This is a genomic window from Pseudomonas sp. FP597, from assembly GCF_030687435.1.
GTDB classification, from domain to species: Bacteria; Pseudomonadota; Gammaproteobacteria; order Pseudomonadales; family Pseudomonadaceae; genus Aquipseudomonas; species Aquipseudomonas lactucae.
Genome location: NZ_CP117432.1, coordinates 21818 through 40124, shown reverse-complemented (window position 1 = coordinate 40124; position 18307 = coordinate 21818). Strand labels below are relative to the sequence as shown.

The window sequence follows — 18307 nt, the reverse complement described above, 5'->3', positions numbered from 1 at the left end:
GTCCCATGACTCAGTCCCAGACCGATCTACGCAACGGCCCCGACGCCAACGGCCTGTTTGGCGCGTTCGGCGGCCGTTACGTCGCTGAAACCCTGATGCCGTTGATCCTCGAACTGGCTCGCGAATACGAAGCAGCCAAGATTGATCCGGCCTTCAACGAGGAATTGGCCTACTTCCAACGCGACTACGTGGGTCGCCCGAGCCCGCTGTATTTCGCCGAACGCCTGACCGAGTTCTGTGGTGGCGCCAAGATCTACCTCAAGCGTGAAGAGCTGAACCACACCGGCGCGCACAAGATCAACAACTGCATCGGCCAGATCCTGCTGGCGCGGCGCATGGGCAAAAAACGCATCATCGCCGAGACCGGCGCCGGCATGCACGGCGTGGCCACCGCCACCGTCGCGGCGCGCTTTGGCCTGCAATGCGTGATCTATATGGGCACCACCGACATCGAGCGCCAACAGGCCAACGTGTTCCGCATGAAGCTGTTGGGCGCCGAAGTGATTCCGGTGGTCGCCGGCACCGGCACCCTCAAAGACGCGATGAACGAAGCCCTGCGTGACTGGGTGACCAACGTCGACAGCACCTTCTACCTGATCGGCACCGTGGCCGGCCCACACCCGTACCCGGCGATGGTCCGCGACTTCCAGGCGGTGATCGGCAAGGAAACCCGCGCCCAGCTGCAAGCCCAGGAAGGCCGCCTGCCGGACAGCCTGGTGGCATGCATCGGCGGCGGCTCCAACGCCATGGGCCTGTTTCACCCGTTCCTGGATGACACCAGCGTCGAGATCATCGGCGTTGAAGCCGCCGGCCACGGTATCGAGACCGGCAAGCACGCCGCCAGCCTCAACGGCGGGGTACCGGGCGTGCTGCACGGCAACCGTACCTTCCTGCTGCAGGACGACGATGGTCAGATCATCGATGCCCACTCGATTTCCGCAGGCCTCGATTACCCAGGCATCGGCCCGGAACACGCATGGTTGCATGATATTGGCCGCGTCCAGTACACCTCGGTGACCGATGACGAAGCCCTGCAAGCCTTTCACAAATGCTGCCGCCTGGAAGGGATTATTCCTGCACTGGAAAGCGCCCACGCCCTGGCCGAAGTGTTCAAACGCGCACCGACCCTGCCGAAGGATCACCTGATGGTGGTCAACCTGTCCGGCCGTGGCGACAAAGACATGCAGACCGTGATGCACCACATGGAACAGTCTAAGCAGGAGAAACACTGATGAGCCGCCTGCAAACGCGCTTTGCCCAGCTCAAAGAACAAAACCGCGCCGCCCTGGTGACCTTCGTCACTGCCGGCGACCCGGGGTATGACGCCTCCCTGGCGATCCTCAAGGGTTTGCCGGCCGCCGGCGCCGACGTGATCGAACTGGGCATGCCCTTCACCGACCCGATGGCCGACGGCCCGGCCATCCAGCTCGCCAACATCCGCGCGCTGGAGGCCAAGCAGAACCTGGCGAAAACCCTGCAGATGGTCCGCGAGTTCCGCAAAGACAACAACGACACCCCGCTGGTGTTGATGGGCTACTTCAACCCCATCCACAAATACGGCGTACCTGCGTTCATCACGCACGCCAAGGAAGCCGGTGTCGACGGCCTGATCGTGGTCGACATGCCGCCCGAGCATAACGGCGAGCTGTGCGACCCGGCCCAGGCCGCCGGCATCGACTTTATCCGCCTGACCACGCCGACCACCGACGACGTGCGCCTGCCGACCGTACTCAACGGCAGCTCCGGCTTTGTGTACTACGTGTCGGTGGCCGGTGTGACCGGCGCCGGTGCCGCCACCCTGGAACACGTCGAAGAAGCCGTGACCCGCCTGCGTCGCCATACCGACCTGCCGATCAGCATCGGCTTCGGTATCCGCACGCCGGAACAAGCGGCGGCCATCGCGCGCCTGGCGGACGGTGTGGTAGTGGGCTCGGCGCTGATCGATCACATCGCCAACGCCGGCAGCGAACAGCAGGCGATTGATGGCGTGTTGAGCCATTGCGCGGCGCTGTCCGAAGGCGTGCGCAACGCACGCAAGTAAGGCTTGCTGTGGCGAGGGAGCGTACTCCCTCGCCGCCGTTTATTCGTCCAGCTTGATCCGCTCGACCTTGCCCACCAGCAATATGTAAGACAATGCCCCCAGCAACGCCAGCACCGCGATGTAGGTGATCGCTGGCGCGAACGAATCGCCGCTGGCCAGAAAACCAATCACGATCGGCGTGGCAATCGCGGACAGGTTGCCGATGAAATTAAACACGCCCCCCGTCAGGCCCAGCAACCGTGCCGGTGCCAGGGTCGATACCAGCGACCAGGTAATCGACGCCAGGCCATTGCCGAAGAACGCCACCGCCAGGAATGCGATGACCCACGCCGTCGAATCCACATAGTTGGCACCGATGATCGCCGTGGAAATCAGCAGCCCGCCAATGATCGGCAACTTGCGCGCAAAGCCCACCGACGCGCCCCGACGAATCAGCCAATCGGAAAAAATCCCGGAACACAGCACACCGACAAATGCGGCAAGGAACGGCAGCGAGGCCAGCAGGCCGGACTTGATGAAGTCCATGCCGCGATATTTCACCAGGTAGGTCGGAAACCAGGTCAGGAAGAACCACAGGGTGGAGTTCAGGCAGAACTGCCCCAGGTAAATACCCCAGAGTTTGCGCTTGCTCAGCACGATGCCCAGATCGACCCAGCTGAACGGCGCCTTGGCGGTTTGCGCCTGCATGTCCACCAGGCCGCCACCGTCGCGAATCAATTGGATTTCAGCCTCGTTCGCGCCTTTGAAATCCTTCGGCTCGCGGTACACCGCGTACCAGATCACCGCCCACAAGATGCCGACACCACCGGTGGTGACAAACACCATGTGCCAGCCGAACTCATGCTGCAGCCAGGCCAGTACCGGCGTGAGGAACGCCAGCCCGACGAATTGCCCCGAGGTGTAAAAGCCAATCGCCGTCGCACGCTCGCGCTCGGGAAACCAGGTAGTGACCACGCGGCTGTTGATCGGGTAGGCCGGCGCCTCCAACGCACCGACGGCCATGCGCAGCACGAACAGCGCGATGAAACTGGCGGCAAAGCCCAGCATCACGGTGGCGATGGACCACAGCAGCAGGGCGGCGGTGTAGAGGATGCGCGGCGGCACCCGGTCGACCAGCCAACCGCCGGGGATCTGCATGGCGGCGTAGGTCCAGCCGAATGCCGAGAAAATCAGGCCGACATGCACCGGGTCGATACCCAACTCGCTGGTCAACGCAGGGGCGGCAATCGACAGGTTACTGCGGTCGAGGTAGTTGATGACCACAGTGATGAACAGCAGCACCATGATGAAGAAGCGCTTTCGGCTAGGCGTGACTAAAGAAGCCTGTCCGGTGAGGGATTCAGGGTGCATGGGAAGTGCCTCTTTTTATGTTTATTGAGGACGGACTTACTGATAAAACCGAATCAAAATGTGGAAGAGAGCAAGCCCCCTGCCACATTTTTAACCGTGTTTCTTCAGGAGGGAATCACCACTCGGCAAAGCTGCCATCGGCATGGCGCCAGATCGGGTTGCGCCAGCGATGGCCGATGGCGGCGCGCTCGATCACGTACTCCTCGTTGATCTCGATACCCAGGCCTGGCCCGTTGGGGATCTTCACAAAGCCTTGGTCATAGTCGAACACGCCAGGGTCGCGCACGTAGTCGAGCAAGTCGTTGCTCTCGTTGTAGTGAATGCCCAGGCTTTGCTCCTGGATAAACGCGTTGTAGCAAACCGCGTCCAGTTGCAGGCAAGCGGCCAAGGCAATCGGGCCCAGCGGACAGTGCAGGGCCAGGGCCACATCGTAGGCTTCGGCCATGTTGGCGATCTTGCGGGTTTCGGTGATGCCGCCGGCGTGGGAAGCATCCGGCTGGATGATGTCGACGTAGCCTTCGCTGAGCACGCGCTTGAAGTCCCAACGCGAGAACAGACGCTCACCCAGGGCGATCGGGGTGCTGGTCAGCGGCGCCAGCTCCTTGAGGGCTTCGTAGTTTTCGCTGAGCACCGGCTCTTCGATAAACATCAGTTTGTACGGGTCCAGCTCCTTCATCAGCACCTTGGCCATGGGCTTGTGCACCCGACCATGGAAGTCGACGCCGATGCCGACGTTAGGGCCGACCGCATCACGCACAGCGGCGACGTTGGCCAGGGCCAGGTCGACTTTTTCGAAGCTGTCGACGAACTGCAATTCTTCGGTACCGTTCATTTTCACGGCGGTAAAACCACGGGCCACGGCCTCTTTGGCAGCGCGGGCGGTGTCGGCTGGACGGTCGCCACCGATCCACGAATACACGCGGATCTTGTCACGCACCTGGCCACCGAGCAGGTCGCTGACGGAGACGCCGAGGGCCTTGCCCTTGATGTCCCACAGTGCCTGGTCGATGCCGGCGAGGGCGCTCATGTGCACGGCGCCGCCCCGGTAGAAGCCGCCGCGATAGAGCACGGTCCAGATGTCTTCGATGTTGCGTGGGTCTTTACCGATCAGGTAGTCGGACAGTTCTTCAACGGCGGCGGCCACGGTATGAGCACGGCCTTCGACCACGGGCTCGCCCCAACCGGTCACGCCCTGGTCGGTTTCGACCTTGAGGAAGCACCAGCGCGGCGGGACGATAAAGGTCGTCAGTTTGGTGATTTTCATCTGTTATCTCTCTTATAGATGCGGCGCCTGTGGGCGCGGAATTTGATCTCAGCTCAGGGCTTTCCAGGCCGCGACATACGCCTGGGCGCGGCTCGCAATCTGATCCACGGTCATACCCGGTTTGAACAACCCGGAACCCAGCCCGAACCCTTTGGCGCCGGCGTCGGTGAACACCTGCATGTTGTCCGGGTTAATACCGCCCACCGGCAGCAACAACGTGCCCTGCGGCAATACCGCCAGCCACGCCTTGATCACCGCCGGGCCCATTTGCTCGGCCGGAAACAGCTTCAATACGTCGGCACCTTCGGCCAGTGCGGCGAAGGCTTCGGTGGGCGTGGCCACACCCGGCGACAGGTACAGGCCCGCGGCCTTCGCGGCGCGCAACACCTTGGCATCGCTGTGGGGCATGACGATCACTTGGCCGCCGGCCGCTTTCACCTGCTCAACCTGCTCGGGCGTCAACACCGTGCCGGCACCGATCAGGCAATCGGCGGGCAGGCTGTCGCGCAGGGTGCGGATGCTGGTGTAGGGGTCCGGCGAATTGAGCGGGACTTCGATCACGCGAAAACCGGCGTCGTACAGCACTTGGCCGACCGCCTTGGCTTCGTCCGGGCGCACACCCCTCAGGATCGCGATCAAACCGTTTTGTGCGAGTGCTTGCTTGAGCATGTCAGGCCTCCGATACAGGTTGAGTGAGCCCGGCCGCCACGGCCAGTTGCCACAGGCCGCGCTCGGTGGCCTCTTGCGCCAGGCTCACATGGGCAAAACCACACAGGGCGAGGGCGCGTTGATAGCGGGTGCAGAGGGGGGCGGCGCCGACCAGAATGATCGGCAGGTGTTTGGCGCGGTCCGGCAGGCCGGACAGTTCGTGACCGATCAACAGGCCCGACAGGTAGTCAGGCTGCTGTTCGGACGAGAGTTCAGCGGTCAGGCCCAGGGTGCGCGCACTGAACAGCGTCGACAGCACACCACGCTCGCCCTCGTCGGACAGCGCCACGTGCACGCCTCGGTCAAAGGCATCGGCCTGGAATGTTTCAGAAGGCTTTTGGGTGCGGCCCAGGAGGCTGTGCTTGCTCAACACCGCAAACACCTCGCCGGTCATAAAGGTGTCGAAGTGGGTGATGCGGCCACCCACTACCTCGACCCACTTGGAGTGGCTGCCCGGCAGGCCAATCAACACCTCGGCCTCCAGCCCGTGCAAGACACCCAACACTTGGGTCTCTTCGCCGCGCATCACATTGGGCAAACCGACCTGCTCGATCACGCCGGGCACGATATGCACCTCGACACCCCGCAGACTGCACACCTTGTGCAGTGCCTGACCCAGGCTGGCGACGTCGACGGGGGTATTGCGATACGCCGCCTCGCTCCAGCCCTGGGCGCTGCCGACCATGCCGCAGGCGATCACCGGCAAGCCAGGTTCAGCCTCGAGCCAATCGCCGCACGCCGCATCGAAGGCCAATTCGAAGCCATCACTGCACAGCACGCCGGCAATCTCCCGGGCCTCGCTGGGCAAATGCATGATGCCCGACGCCAGCGAGCGTTGTTCCAGCACCACACCTGCGGGGCCGAGTTTGTAAGCACGAAGGGAGCTGGTTCCCCAATCGAGCGCGATCAATTGCGCCTGCATCGCTTCACCTGAAATGAGTGGGTGCTGAAAAAAGCAGATGGGCGAATATAAACCTAAGCTTGACGATATCTCAATATATAAATATCAATCCCATATAATGGGAGATGACTGCGCAAATCCCTACATCCTTTAAAGAAGGAGAGGCTTGCGGATCAGAAAGGATGGTTAAAAAGCAGACAGGTCCAGCGTACGCATCGCGCCCATCCAGATGGCGTGATCGGTGTGGTCCTTGAGCTCATCGCCGGTTTCAGGGTGGAGGAATACCACCAGCCCATTGCGATTCAGCGCCAGCCACGGCAGCACCACGCCGATGTATTCGGGGTCGAAGGCCAGTTGGCAGCTCCAGTCCGGGTGCGGGCCCACAGGGCGCTCATGCACGCGCCCCATGCGCAGCGGGAACATTTTTGCGCCGTCTTCACACAGGGTGCGCGCCTGATCGAGGGTGCTGGCGTCGAAGTAGATGTGGGCGTGATAGCCCTTGATACGTTGCATGCGGAACTCCCTACCGACTGTGCGCCAGATGCTAGACCGCAATCGACGGCAGTGCCAGCCCGGTCAATGACTGCGCGCTGCTGGCCTGCTCAGCCACCAGCCAATCGACAAAACGCTCAACCAACTGCCCGCGGCGTTTGCGCTGCGGCTGCACGACGTAATAGCCGAAGCGGGAGATCACCGTGTTGCTGATCGGCCGGCACAGCCAGTTCTGCTCCAGCAGGTTATCCACCAGGTGGCGCCAGCCGATGGCCACGCCTTGACCGGCAATCGCTGCCTGGATCAGCAGGGTGTAGTTGTCGAAGCGCAACTGGCCTGGCGTCGGCGCAACGCTAATGCCCAGCTCGCGAAACACCCCACTCCAGTCGAACCACCGGCTGTTGTTTTCCTGGCGCAGGTGCAGCAGGGGCACGTCGTGCAGGTTGTGCAGGGTCAGCGGCGCGGCCTGGTCCTTGAGCCACTGCGGGCTGCACACCGGGAAGACTTCCTCGTTGAACAGCCACAGGCTGTCGCCCTGTTTGAAACGCCCATCGCCAAACAGCACCGCCACATCGATGTCGCTGCGCAGGGTGGCGTGGTTGCGCTCGCTGGTCACCAGGCTCACATCGACCTGCGGGTTGGCCTGGTGGAAGCGATGCAGGCGCGGCATCAGCCAATAGGCGGCGAAGGCGAAGTCGGTAGCCACTTGCAGCACTTCGTGCTGGTCCTGTTGGGTGATGGCGCTGAGGCCCTCGTTGATGGCCAGTAACCCACCCTGGACGTGTTCGAACAGCACCGCGCCGGCCTCGGTCAGCTCGATGCCGCGGTAGATGCGATCAAACAGGCGAATCGCCAGTTGTTCTTCCAGGCGCTTGATCTGCTGGCTGATCGCCGGCTGGGTGGTGCCCAGCTCCATCGCCGCCGCCGTAAAGCTGCGATGACGAGCCGCTGCTTCGAATACGCGCAGCAGGTCGAGGGACACATCACCGAGAGATTCATACATAAGCTACGCTTATCCTAGACATTGCCTTTCATGGGCTTTACCCCAATTTACATGGGCTGCATGCTCATTCGCATAAACACCGCCTATGGAATGCCGAGAACCCATGAAGCGCAAGAACATTCTTTTCATCATGGCCGATCAAATGGCCGCGCCGTTGCTCCCGTTCTACGGTTCTTCGCCCATCAAGCTGCCGAACTTGAGCCGCCTCGCCGAGCAAGGTGTGGTATTCGACGCTGCATATTGCAACAGCCCGCTGTGTGCGCCATCGCGCTTCACGCTGGTCAGCGGGCAACTGCCGAGCAAGATCGGCGCCTACGACAACGCGGCGGATTTTCCCGCCGATGTCCCCACCTATGCTCACTACCTGCGGCGCCTCGGCTACCGCACCGCGCTGTCGGGCAAGATGCACTTCTGCGGCCCCGACCAGTTGCATGGCTATGAAGAACGCCTGACCAGCGACATCTATCCCGCCGACTATGGCTGGGCGGTGAACTGGGATGAGCCGCACGTACGCCCCAGCTGGTACCACAACATGTCTTCGGTGCTGCAAGCCGGCCCATGCGTGCGCACCAACCAGCTGGATTTCGACGAAGAGGTGGTATTCAAGGCCCAGCAATATCTGTTCGACCATATTCGCGAGGACGGCGACCAGCCGTTCTGCCTGACCGTGTCGATGACCCATCCCCACGATCCGTACACCATTCCCAAGCCGTTCTGGGACCTGTACGACGACAGCGACATCCCTTTGCCTGCGACTCCGGCACAGCGTGATCTCGACCCACATTCCCAGCGCCTGCTCAAGGTCTATGACCTGTGGGACAAACCACTGCCCGTGGATAAGATCCGCGATGCGCGCCGCGCCTACTTCGGTGCCTGCAGCTACATCGACAGTAATGTCGGCAAGCTGCTGCAAACCCTGGAAGACACCGGCCTGGCCGACGACACCATCATCGTGTTCTCCGGCGACCACGGCGACATGCTCGGCGAGCGTGGCCTCTGGTACAAAATGCACTGGTTTGAAATGGCCGCCCGCGTGCCGCTGCTGGTCAGCGCGCCGGGGCAGTTTGCGGCGGGGCGCGTATCAAAAGCCGTGTCCACCGCCGACCTGCTGCCCACGCTGGTGGAGCTGGCCGGCGGCGAGCTGGACCCACGCCTGCCGCTGGACGGCCGCTCGCTGGTGCCGCACTTGCAAGGGCAGGGTGGGCACGACGAAGTGTTCGGCGAATACATGGCCGAAGGCACCATCAGCCCGCTGATGATGATTCGCCGGGGCGCCTATAAATTCATCTATAGCGAAGACGACCCGTGTCTACTGTTCGATGTACACAACGACCCACGGGAGCAGGAGGAACTCAGCCAGTCGCCGCAGCATCAGGCGCTGTTTGCCGCCTTCCTGGACGAGGCGCGGGCCAAATGGGACATCCCGGCGATCCACCAGCAAGTGCTCGCCAGCCAACGCCGCCGTCGCCTGGTATTCGAGGCGCTGACCCAGGGCAAGCTGAAGAGCTGGGATCACCAGCCACTGGTGGACGCCAGTCAGCAATACATGCGCAACCACATCGACCTCGACGACCTGGAGCGCAAGGCACGTTATCCACAACCCTGCCAAAACCAATAAATACAGAGGGAAGGCCATGCAAAAATTAACGGTAGTGCTGGGCATTCTGGCGTTAAGCAGCGCCAATGTGTACGCAGATGCCAGTTGTGAAACGGTGAAAATGGCCGATCCCGGCTGGAGCGACATTGCCGCGACCAATGCCATCACCGGGTTCCTGCTGACGGGCATGGGCTACAAGGCGAAAGTCGACACCCTGGCGGTGCCGATCACCTTTGGCGGGCTCAAGGATGGCCAGGTGGATGTGTTCCTCGGTAACTGGATGCCGGCGCAGCAAGGCTTTTACGACAAGTTCGTGGCCAATGGCGAGGTGGTGCAACTGGCCAAGAACCTTGACGGCACCGAGTTCACCCTCGCCGTGCCGGACTATGTGTGGGACGCGGGTGTGCACGACTTTGCCGACCTGAATAAGTTTGCCGATAAGTTCGACAAGAAGATCTACGGCATCGGCTCCGGCGCGCCGGCGAACATCTCGTTGCAGGAGATCATCAAGAAGAACGACTTCGATCTGGGCCAGTGGAAGCTGATCGAGTCCAGCGAACAGGCGATGCTTGCCGAAGTATCGCGGGCGGTGAAAAAACAGCGCTTCGTCACCTTCCTCGGCTGGACCCCGCACCCCATGAACGTGCAGTTGAAAATGCACTATCTCAAGGGCGGCGAGAAGTATTTTGGCGACACCGGCAGCGTGTATACCCTGACCCGTAAAGGGTATGCGCAGGCCTGCCCGAACGTAGGAAAACTGCTGACCAACCTGAGCTTCACCCAGGAAATGGAGAACAGCATCATGGCCGAGGTGGCCAACAACAAGGTCAGCAATGCCGAGGCGGCGAAGGCGTGGATCAAGGCCAATCCGGCGGTGCTGGATAAATGGCTGGAGGGTGTAAAAACCGTGGATGGCCAGGATGCGCTGGCGGCGGTCAAAGCCAAACTCTAAAGCCCTGCATTGTTCCAATGTGGAAGGGAGCAAGCTCCCTCCCACAGGGATTGGCGTGTACTGATACCCTTGAGTCAAACCTTTTCAGCCGAGTTATAAATGCCCCGGCCCAACCGCCATACACTTTTCCCCTTCCTCAGCTGGCTCCCGCGCCAAACCCGCGCCCGCGTCGGCCGGGATGCAATCGTCGGCCTCAGTGGCGCGGTTCTCGCCTTGCCACAGTCCATTGCCTACGCGTTGATCGCCGGCCTCCCACCAGAGTACGGCCTATACGCCGCCATCATCCCGGTACTGATCGCGTGTCTGTGGGGCTCGTCCTGGCACCTGATCTGCGGCCCGACGGCGGCGATTTCCATCGTGCTCTACGCCAGCGTCAGCCCGCTGGCCGTGCCGGGATCGCAGGACTACATCACGCTCATCCTGCTGCTGACATTCCTCGCCGGCGTTTTCCAGTGGTTATTGGGCATGCTGCGCTTCGGCGCGCTGGTAAATTTCGTCTCTCATTCGGTGGTGCTGGGGTTCACCCTGGGCGCCGCCGTGGTGATCGCCCTGGGGCAGTTACCCAACCTGCTGGGGCTGGTTTTGCCGAGCCAGGCCACGGCGATCAATAGCCTGCTGGCGCTGATCGAGCATGCCGGCGAGTGGGACCACGCCTCGCTGGCCCTGGGCCTGGGCACCCTGCTGGTGGGCGCACTGCTCAAGTACCTGATGCCACGCTGGCCAACGCTGTTAATCGCCCTGACATTGAGCAGCCTGACAGCCTGGCTGTGGCCATCGATGTTCGGGCATGTGGCACGCGTCAGTTCGTTTATCGGCAAACTGCCGCCGTTCAGCCCTTTGCCGATGGACCTGGACATGATCCTGCGCCTGCTACCGAGTGCCGTGGCGGTGGGCATGCTGGGGCTGGTGACCAGCCTGTCGATTGCCCGCTCGCTGTCGGCCCGTTCGCAGCAATTGCTTGACGCGAATCAGGAAGTGCGCGCGCAGGGTTTATCCAACATCGTCGGTGGATTTTTCTCTGGCTACTTGTCGGCCGGTTCTTTTACCCGTTCAGGCCTCAGCTATGAAGCCGGTGCCTGTTCGCCGCTGGCCGGGGTGTTTTCTGCGCTGTGGGTGGCGCTGTTTGCACTGTTTGGCGCGGCGTTGATCGCGCATATCCCGATCACGAGCATGGCGGCGAGCATCCTGCTGATCTGCTGGGGCCTGGTGGATCATCGCGGTATACGCGCGCTGTTCCGGGTCAGCCGCGCCGAGTTTGTGGTGATGAGCCTCACCTGCATCGCCACTTTGTTGCTGGAGCTGCAAACGGCGATCTATGCGGGGGTGCTGGCCTCGTTATTCTTCTACCTCAAACGCACCTCGCAGCCACGGGTTCAGCAATGGCGGGATGGAGAAGAAGATGTGCTGCGGGTGGGCGGCTCGATCTTTTTTGGTGCCAGCCACTATCTGCAAGTGCGCCTGCAAAGCTTGCAGGGCGAAAAGGTGGTGATCGAGGCGCAGCAGATCAACTTTATCGACTATTCCGGGGTGGAGATGCTGCATCAGGAGGCGCGGCGGTTGCGCGGTCTGGGACGTAGTTTGACATTGCGTCGAGCCAGGCCGCAGGTGGTTGAGGAGTTGAAGAAGCTGGAGGGGGCCGATAAATGCCCCATCCATTTCGAAGACTGAACGCGGTTAAAACTGTGCCCACTTTAGATAGGCGTTAAGCCAACTGGCGGCGCAGCTGCGCCAATACAGGTGCCGACTCCGGACGCACACCGCGCCACAGGAAGAACGCTTCGGCTGCCTGTTCAACCAGCATGCCCAGGCCGTCCATCGCTACCGCTGCACCCTGCTCGCTGGCCCAACGGCAGAATGCAGTCGGCTCCTTGGCGTACATCATGTCGTAGCAAAAGGTCTTGCCCGGTTCGATCAAGCTGCCGGCAATCGGAGGTATATCGCCTGACAGGCTGGCGGACGTTGCATTGATGATCACGTCCACCGGCTCACGCAGCCAGTCGAAACCGCTGGCGGATACAGGGCCCAGATCGTCGAACAACTCGGCAAGCAATTCAGCTTTTTCCACGGTGCGGTTGGCAATGATCAACGACGAGGGTCGCTCGGCCAGCAACGGCTCCAGCGCTCCGCGTACCGCGCCACCGGCGCCCAGCAACAGGATGCGTTTGCCTTCGAGGCGCACCCCGGCGTTGACCGTCAGGTCACGCACCAGGCCCGCGCCGTCGGTGTTGTCGCCCAACAAGGTGCCATCGGCCAGCTTGCTCAAGGTGTTCACCGCACCGGCACGTTGGGCGCGCTCGGTGAGGCTGTCGGCCAGGCGATAGGCCTCCTCCTTGAACGGCACGGTGACGTTGGCACCCCGACCTCGCAGAAAAAACTCACGAGCGCAGCCGGTAAAATCCTCCAGCGGTGCGAGCAAGGTGCTGTAGTCCAGTTGTTCGCCAGTCTGCTCGGCGAACATACGGTGAATCAGCGGCGACTTGCTGTGGCCGATGGGGTTACCGAAGACGACATAACGATCCATCAGACCGCCGCCTTGGGCACTGCAATGCCGAGCCAATCGCGGTCCTGCAGGTAATATTCGGTAAGACGCGCTTCTTCGCTGCCGGCCTCGGCCTTCCAGTCATAGCTCCAGCGCACTTGGGGCGGCAGCGACATCAGGATCGACTCGGTACGCCCACCCGATTGCAGGCCGAACAGGGTGCCACGGTCGTAGACCAGGTTGAATTCAACGTAGCGGCCGCGACGGAACTCCTGGAATTCACGTTGCTGCGCGGTATAGGCCGTGGCTTTGCGACGCTGCACGATCGGCAGGTAGGCGTCGATGTAGGCATCGCCGATGGCGCGGATGAAGGCGAAGCAGGTGTCGAAGTCCCACTCGTTCAAGTCATCGAAGAACAGACCGCCGATGCCACGGGGCTCGTTGCGGTGCTTGATATGGAAATAAGTGTCGCACCACGCCTTGTAGCGCGCGTACACGTCCGGGCCGAATGGCGCACAGGCCTGCTCGGCCACACGGTGCCAGTGGATGCAGTCTTCATCGTTACCGTAGTAGGGCGTGAGGTCGAAGCCGCCACCGAACCACCACACCGGCTCTTCGCCTTCTTTTTCGGCGATAAAAAAACGTACGTTGGCGTGGGACGTCGGCACATGGGGGTTGTGCGGGTGGATCACCAAGGACACGCCAAGGGCTTCAAAACCGCGACCGGCCAGTTCAGGGCGATGCGCGCTGGCGGAGGGTGGGAGACCGCTGCCGAACACGTGGGAAAAGTTAACGCCGCCTTTTTCGATCACCGCGCCGTTTGCAATCACACGGGTGCGACCGCCACCGCCCGCAGGCCGGGTCCAGGCGTCTTCGGTAAAGCGAGTGTCCGTCTCAAAGGTTTCCAGGGCGCTGCAAATGCGGTCTTGCAGGTCGAGCAGGTAGGCTTTGACAGCCTCGGTGCGGGTAGTCATGAGATCACCTTGAATCGGGCAACGCTACGCGAGGCCAGTGGGCGTCGGCGGCAAATGGGCGCACAGGATACCACTGCACTCAGGTTCGCCGCAGTTGACGAGGATCAAGCTTAGGAGTGGGATAGGGGGCTACGCGAATTCGACCCAAGGAGAAGGCAGATGGCAAAACGTATCCAGTTCAGTGCCCATGGTGGCCCCGACGTGCTCGAGTATGTGGACTACACGCCAGCGGAGCCTGGCCCACAGCAGGTGCGCGTGCGCAACGAGGCGATTGGCCTGAACTTCATCGACACTTATTTCCGTAGCGGCCTGTATGCACCCCCGGCCTTGCCATCGGGCCTGGGCGCGGAAGGCGCCGGCGTGGTAGATGCCGTCGGCAGCGAAGTCACCCAGTTCAAGGTCGGCGACCGCGTGGCCTACGGCAGCGGCCCGCTGGGTGCCTACAGCCAATTCCACGTACTGCCCGCCGTCAACCTGGTACACCTGCCGGACGGCATCAGCTTCGAACAGGCCGCCGGCGCCATGCTCAAGGGCCTGACGGTGCAGTACCTGCTGCGCCAGACCTATGAATTGAAGGGCGGCGAAACCATCCTGTTCCACGCCGCAGCCGGCGGTGTGGGCTCCCTGGCCTGCCAATGGGCCAAGGCCCTGGGCGTAAAGTTGATCGGCACCGTCAGTTCGCCGGAAAAAGCCGCCGTGGCAAAATCCCTCGGCGCCTGGGAAACCATCGACTACAGCAAGGAAAACGTCGCACAGCGCGTGCTGGAATTGACTGACGGCAAAAAGGTACCGGTGGTGTATGACGGCGTCGGCAAGGACACATGGCTGACCTCGCTGGACAGTGTGGCACCGCGTGGGCTGGTGGTGAGCTTCGGCAATGCATCGGGCGCCGTGGATGGGGTGAACCTGGGGATTTTGTCGGCCAAAGGTTCGCTGTACGTAACCCGGCCGACCCTCGCGACCTACGCCAACAATCCGGCGAACCTGCAAGCGATGGCGGACGATCTGTTTGCGATGATCAACAGCGGCAAGGTGCGCATTGATATCAACCAGCGGTATGCGCTGGCGGATGCGGCGAAAGCGCAGACGGCGTTGTCGGCGCGGCGTACGACAGGTTCAACCGTTTTGCTGCCTTGACTGCCCTTTGTGGCGAGGGAGCTTGCTCCCGTTGGCCGGCGAAGCAGGCCCAAAACCAGAGAATGCGGTTTACCTGAAAAAAACACCATTGCCTGTTTTGGGGCCGCTTCGCGGCCCAACGGGAGCAAGCTCCCTCGCCACATAAGCCCTACGAGGGACGCACCACCTCACCCGTCACCAGATCGCGAATCAGGCTCGGGTTCTTGCGCCCGCCCAACGCCCCGCCCAGCACCAGATCCACTTGCCCGCGGAAATACTGCTCTACGCGAATCCGCGTGCGCGCAGCCGGGCGGCCCTGAGGATTGGCCGAGGTGGAAATCAACGGGCCCACCAACGAGCACAGATCCCGCACCAGTGGATGGTCCGTAACCCGCAGCGCGACCGTGTCGTGCACACCGGTGACCCATTCGGGCAACAAGTCCTGATGAGGCACCAGCCAGGTGTTCGGCCCCGGCCACGTACTGGCCATGCGGTCGATCCAATCCTGCGGGAAGTCTTCGAACAGAAAATCGAACTGGCGAATGTTATCCGCCACCAGGATCAGGCCCTTGTCCACCGAGCGATTCTTGATGGCGAGCAAACGGTCTACCGCTTCTTCGTTCCACGGGTCGCAGCCCAACCCCCAAACTGCTTCGGTCGGATAAGCAATCACCGCGCCTGCGCGAATTTCCCGTGCGGTTTCCAGCACACGCCACCTGTTGACCATTGCTCACTCTCCAGACTAAAGCTCTGCGCAGTTTACCGATCTTCGTTACAAAACCCAGTTCCAAAAAACTGGCGGCTACAAAAGCTGGCAGCGCGCAAGCCAGCGCCCGCTTTCACAGATCACCTGGCCTTCCAGCTCCAGCTCCGTGAGGGTCGCCAGCACCTGCGACAGCGGCCGCCCACTGGCAATCGCCAAGGCTTCGCTGGTGTGGGGCGAGGCGTGCAGTAGCGCCACCAGCGGGTGAGTCACCGGCGTCGGCGTCGGACGCGACAGTGCCTGCCAGCCACGCAAGCCTTCCAGGATATGTTCGATGGTTTCCACCAGCGTCGCACCCTCACGGATCAACTGGTGACAGCCCCTGGCGCCGGGATGATGAATGGAACCCGGGATCGCATACACCTCGCGCCCTTGCTCGGCCGCCAGCTTCGCGGTGATCAGCGAGCCGCTGGCCATACTGGCCTCCACCACCAGCACGCCGAGGGACAGACCACTGATGATGCGATTGCGCCGTGGGAAGTTGCCGGCCTGGGGCGCGGCATCCAGCGGAAACTCGGAAACCACGGCACTGCCTTGGGCAATCATCGCTGCAGCGAGACGTCGATGGCGCTGTGGATAAAAGTTTTCGAGCCCGGTGCCGAGCACACCAATTGTCTGGCCTCCCACGTCCAATGCCGCCTGATGCGCCGCACCGTCGATGCCGAGTGCAAGGCCGCTGGTGATGACAAAACCGGCGCTGGCCAAACTACGCGAAAACGCCGCAGCCGTGTCCATGCCCGGACGCGAGGCGCGCCGGCTGCCGACCATCGCCAGTTGCGGTTTTTCCAGGATTGCAGGGTCGCCGGCGACGAATAACAGCGGCGGCGCATCATCGATCTGGGCCAGGAGCGCCGGGTAATCCGGCTGGTCCCACATCAGCAAATGCTGGGCCGGGCGCCTGAGCCATGCCAATGCCTCACTGGCGCCGTCGCGGATTTCAGGGCTGCGCCGGGCATCGGCGCTGGCGGATGGCAAGCCCAACGCCCGCCAGGCGCTGGCAGGCGCACTGATGGCCTTTGACGCGCTGCCGAACGCTTCGATCAATACGCGAAACCGCTTGGGACCGACTTCCGGCAGCCTGTGCAAGCGTAAGCGCGCTTCCAGTTCTGACGGGGATATTTCATGGCTGTTTGACGGATACATCGGATCATCCTTGACCATAACAAGCTGTGGATAACTCTGTTGGTAACTTATTTAGCAGGCTATTTATTGCGGTTGGCGGACAGTCTCGAAACGGTCCATCACTGCCAGCGGATGCGATGCGCTGAGCACCAGCCCATAGCTGAGCTTTTCATAAGTGCGGAACACCAACAGCGTGCCGGCGCGTTCATCCGGCAGGTTCGCCGCAGCACCGGTGAGCGTGTCGCGCACGCTGGCGCCGGCCTTCATCACAGTGAGTAGTCGGCCTTCGACCAGGCCGTCGCGGCGCCCTTTGTTCAGGATGACCGTATCCAGCACACCGATCTGGGTGACGCCCTTGGGGATATCGATGATCTGTCCTTCAACGAGGGGCGCGGGCTTGGTGGTATCGACGCGGGTACCGGCAACGGGCACTTCGACACGCAGCAACCGGTCACCGGGGCGCACTTCCTGGGTGACGCGCTGCACGGCCAGGGTACTGAGGTCACCGGCGGTGACAAAACGCGCAGTACCAATATCATCAGCGTTGATGCCCAGCAGCTCTCCGGTGCGCGGGTCGGTGTAGACCTTGCCCCGGCGAAAGATCCCATAGCTCGGCTGAGTTGGGTCAAGGGCGCCTCTGGCGTGCACGCGTTCCCCCGTCGCGCCCAGCACGCGGCCGACGCCTGCCGCGACGATGTAAGGCGCGTTGTCCAGATCCTGGGGCGAATCCAGAATGCGGTTGTGCGTTAAAAAGTGTTGGATGGCCTGTTGCATTGACCGATCCAGGCGTTGCTCGGGCGGGGGCAGCAGGGCCATGGCGAACGGCGCCCACAGCAGCAAGACGAGTAGCGATTTCCTCATGGGGTGAATCTCCTTTATTATGTGCGTTCGCGTGAAATGCCAGGGCCTTCGCGGCTTGCGAGCGTTCCACACCGGCCATGTGGGTCCATCCCACCGCCGATTTGCCTCTACCTCACATGTGCAGCAATTACGCTTATGGCTATTTTGAACATCCTCGAATTTCCCGACTCGCGCCTGCGCACGATCGCCAAACCGGTGGCCGTAGTGGACGATAAGGTTCGTCAGTTGGTCGATGACATGTTTGAAACAATGTATGAAGCCCCAGGCATCGGCCTCGCCGCGACCCAGGTCAACGTGCACCTGCGCGTGGTGGTCATGGACCTGTCCGAAGATCGCAGCGAACCGAGGGTGTACATCAACCCTGAGTTCGAACCGCTGACCGACGAGATGGGCGAATACCAGGAAGGCTGCCTGTCGGTGCCGGAGTTCTACGAGAACGTCGAACGCCCGCTGCGCGTGAAGATCAAGGCGCTGGACCGCGACGGCAAGCCGTTCGAGATGATTGCCGAAGGCCTGCTGGCGGTGTGTATCCAGCACGAGTGCGACCACCTCAACGGCAAGCTGTTTGTGGATTACCTGTCCACGCTCAAGCGCGACCGAATCAAGAAGAAGCTGGAAAAAAAGCATCGCCAGCAAGCTTGATGCCCTCCTTCCAAAGGCTTGCTGCGGCAAGCCTTTTTCTTT

The 18307-nt window shown here is 61.9% G+C and carries 18 protein-coding genes; 7 read left to right on the top strand and 11 right to left on the bottom strand.

Annotated features, from left to right (window positions below):
* Nucleotides 1–5 precede the first annotated feature (5 nt).
* Together trpB and trpA are read left to right on the top strand one after the other, a co-directional pair.
* Nucleotides 6–1232 (top strand): tryptophan synthase subunit beta, encoded by a 1227-nt coding sequence (trpB, locus tag PSH66_RS00180; RefSeq protein WP_141062773.1) that lies wholly within the window; start codon nucleotides 6–8, stop codon nucleotides 1230–1232.
* A complete protein-coding gene (gene trpA, locus PSH66_RS00175; RefSeq protein ID WP_141062774.1) occupies nucleotides 1232–2041 on the top strand; it encodes a tryptophan synthase subunit alpha in 810 nt (269 codons plus the stop codon). The genes trpB and trpA overlap by 1 nt, the downstream gene beginning before the upstream one ends.
* Before the next feature lie 39 nt (nucleotides 2042–2080).
* On the opposite strand, the gene PSH66_RS00170 is transcribed toward trpA, so the two are convergent.
* The 6 genes from PSH66_RS00170 to PSH66_RS00145 form a co-directional block, all read right to left on the bottom strand.
* Complete coding sequence (locus tag PSH66_RS00170) at nucleotides 2081–3391, bottom strand: MFS transporter (protein ID WP_003170742.1); 1311 nt, start codon at nucleotides 3389–3391, stop codon at nucleotides 2081–2083.
* Between the two features lie 115 nt (nucleotides 3392–3506).
* Nucleotides 3507–4655 carry a galactonate dehydratase gene (gene dgoD / locus PSH66_RS00165; protein ID WP_003170741.1) on the bottom strand — a complete coding sequence of 383 codons (1149 nt, stop codon included), beginning with the start codon at nucleotides 4653–4655 and terminating at the stop codon, nucleotides 3507–3509.
* A 48-nt stretch (nucleotides 4656–4703) separates the two neighbouring features.
* Complete coding sequence (locus PSH66_RS00160; protein WP_003170739.1) at nucleotides 4704–5324, bottom strand: 2-dehydro-3-deoxy-6-phosphogalactonate aldolase; 621 nt, start codon at nucleotides 5322–5324, stop codon at nucleotides 4704–4706.
* A 1-nt stretch (nucleotide 5325) separates the two neighbouring features.
* A complete protein-coding gene (locus tag PSH66_RS00155; RefSeq protein ID WP_305428155.1) occupies nucleotides 5326–6285 on the bottom strand; it encodes a 2-dehydro-3-deoxygalactonokinase in 960 nt (319 codons plus the stop codon).
* A 165-nt stretch (nucleotides 6286–6450) separates the two neighbouring features.
* Entirely contained in the window at nucleotides 6451–6777 is a 327-nt protein-coding gene (locus PSH66_RS00150) for a DOPA 4,5-dioxygenase family protein (RefSeq protein ID WP_042943973.1), read from the bottom strand.
* A 31-nt stretch (nucleotides 6778–6808) separates the two neighbouring features.
* Nucleotides 6809–7759, bottom strand: coding sequence for a LysR family transcriptional regulator (locus PSH66_RS00145; protein WP_003170736.1), 951 nt, complete (start codon nucleotides 7757–7759; stop codon nucleotides 6809–6811).
* A gap of 103 nt (nucleotides 7760–7862) precedes the next feature.
* On the opposite strand from PSH66_RS00145, the gene betC reads away from it, so the two are divergent.
* From betC to PSH66_RS00130, 3 genes are all read left to right on the top strand, one after another.
* A complete protein-coding gene (betC, locus tag PSH66_RS00140) occupies nucleotides 7863–9377 on the top strand; it encodes a choline-sulfatase (RefSeq protein ID WP_003170735.1) in 1515 nt (504 codons plus the stop codon).
* Nucleotides 9378–9393: 16 nt separating this feature from the next.
* On the top strand, nucleotides 9394–10308 hold the full coding sequence (gene choX, locus PSH66_RS00135) for a choline ABC transporter substrate-binding protein (RefSeq protein ID WP_305428154.1): 915 nt from the start codon (nucleotides 9394–9396) through the stop codon (nucleotides 10306–10308).
* Nucleotides 10309–10407: 99 nt separating this feature from the next.
* Nucleotides 10408–11976: a SulP family inorganic anion transporter gene (locus PSH66_RS00130; protein WP_003170733.1), complete on the top strand. Its 1569-nt coding sequence runs from the start codon at nucleotides 10408–10410 to the stop codon at nucleotides 11974–11976.
* Nucleotides 11977–12010: 34 nt separating this feature from the next.
* Here PSH66_RS00130 and aroE read toward each other — a convergent pair whose 3' ends face one another.
* Nucleotides 12011–12829, bottom strand: coding sequence for a shikimate dehydrogenase (gene aroE / locus PSH66_RS00125; protein WP_003170732.1), 819 nt, complete (start codon nucleotides 12827–12829; stop codon nucleotides 12011–12013).
* Nucleotides 12829–13761 carry an oxygen-dependent coproporphyrinogen oxidase gene (gene hemF, locus PSH66_RS00120; protein ID WP_078826678.1) on the bottom strand — a complete coding sequence of 311 codons (933 nt, stop codon included), beginning with the start codon at nucleotides 13759–13761 and terminating at the stop codon, nucleotides 12829–12831. Before hemF ends, aroE begins: the two co-directional genes overlap by 1 nt.
* A 159-nt stretch (nucleotides 13762–13920) precedes the next feature.
* On the opposite strand from hemF, the gene PSH66_RS00115 reads away from it, so the two are divergent.
* Nucleotides 13921–14898, top strand: a complete 978-nt coding sequence (locus tag PSH66_RS00115) for an NADPH:quinone reductase (RefSeq protein ID WP_305428153.1) — start codon at nucleotides 13921–13923, stop codon at nucleotides 14896–14898.
* Between the two features lie 148 nt (nucleotides 14899–15046).
* Here PSH66_RS00115 and PSH66_RS00110 read toward each other — a convergent pair whose 3' ends face one another.
* From PSH66_RS00110 to PSH66_RS00100, 3 genes are all read right to left on the bottom strand, one after another.
* Nucleotides 15047–15604 (bottom strand): L-threonylcarbamoyladenylate synthase, encoded by a 558-nt coding sequence (locus PSH66_RS00110; RefSeq protein ID WP_003170728.1) that lies wholly within the window; start codon nucleotides 15602–15604, stop codon nucleotides 15047–15049.
* A 75-nt stretch (nucleotides 15605–15679) separates the two neighbouring features.
* Nucleotides 15680–16783: a DNA-processing protein DprA gene (gene dprA / locus PSH66_RS00105; RefSeq protein WP_003170727.1), complete on the bottom strand. Its 1104-nt coding sequence runs from the start codon at nucleotides 16781–16783 to the stop codon at nucleotides 15680–15682.
* 63 nt (nucleotides 16784–16846) lie between these two features.
* On the bottom strand, nucleotides 16847–17623 hold the full coding sequence (locus tag PSH66_RS00100; RefSeq protein WP_141062780.1) for a peptidoglycan-binding protein: 777 nt from the start codon (nucleotides 17621–17623) through the stop codon (nucleotides 16847–16849).
* A 135-nt stretch (nucleotides 17624–17758) separates the two neighbouring features.
* Between PSH66_RS00100 and def the strand changes: the two genes are divergently transcribed.
* Complete coding sequence (gene def / locus PSH66_RS00095; protein WP_042943972.1) at nucleotides 17759–18265, top strand: peptide deformylase; 507 nt, start codon at nucleotides 17759–17761, stop codon at nucleotides 18263–18265.
* The last annotated feature ends 42 nt before the right edge of the window (nucleotides 18266–18307 follow it).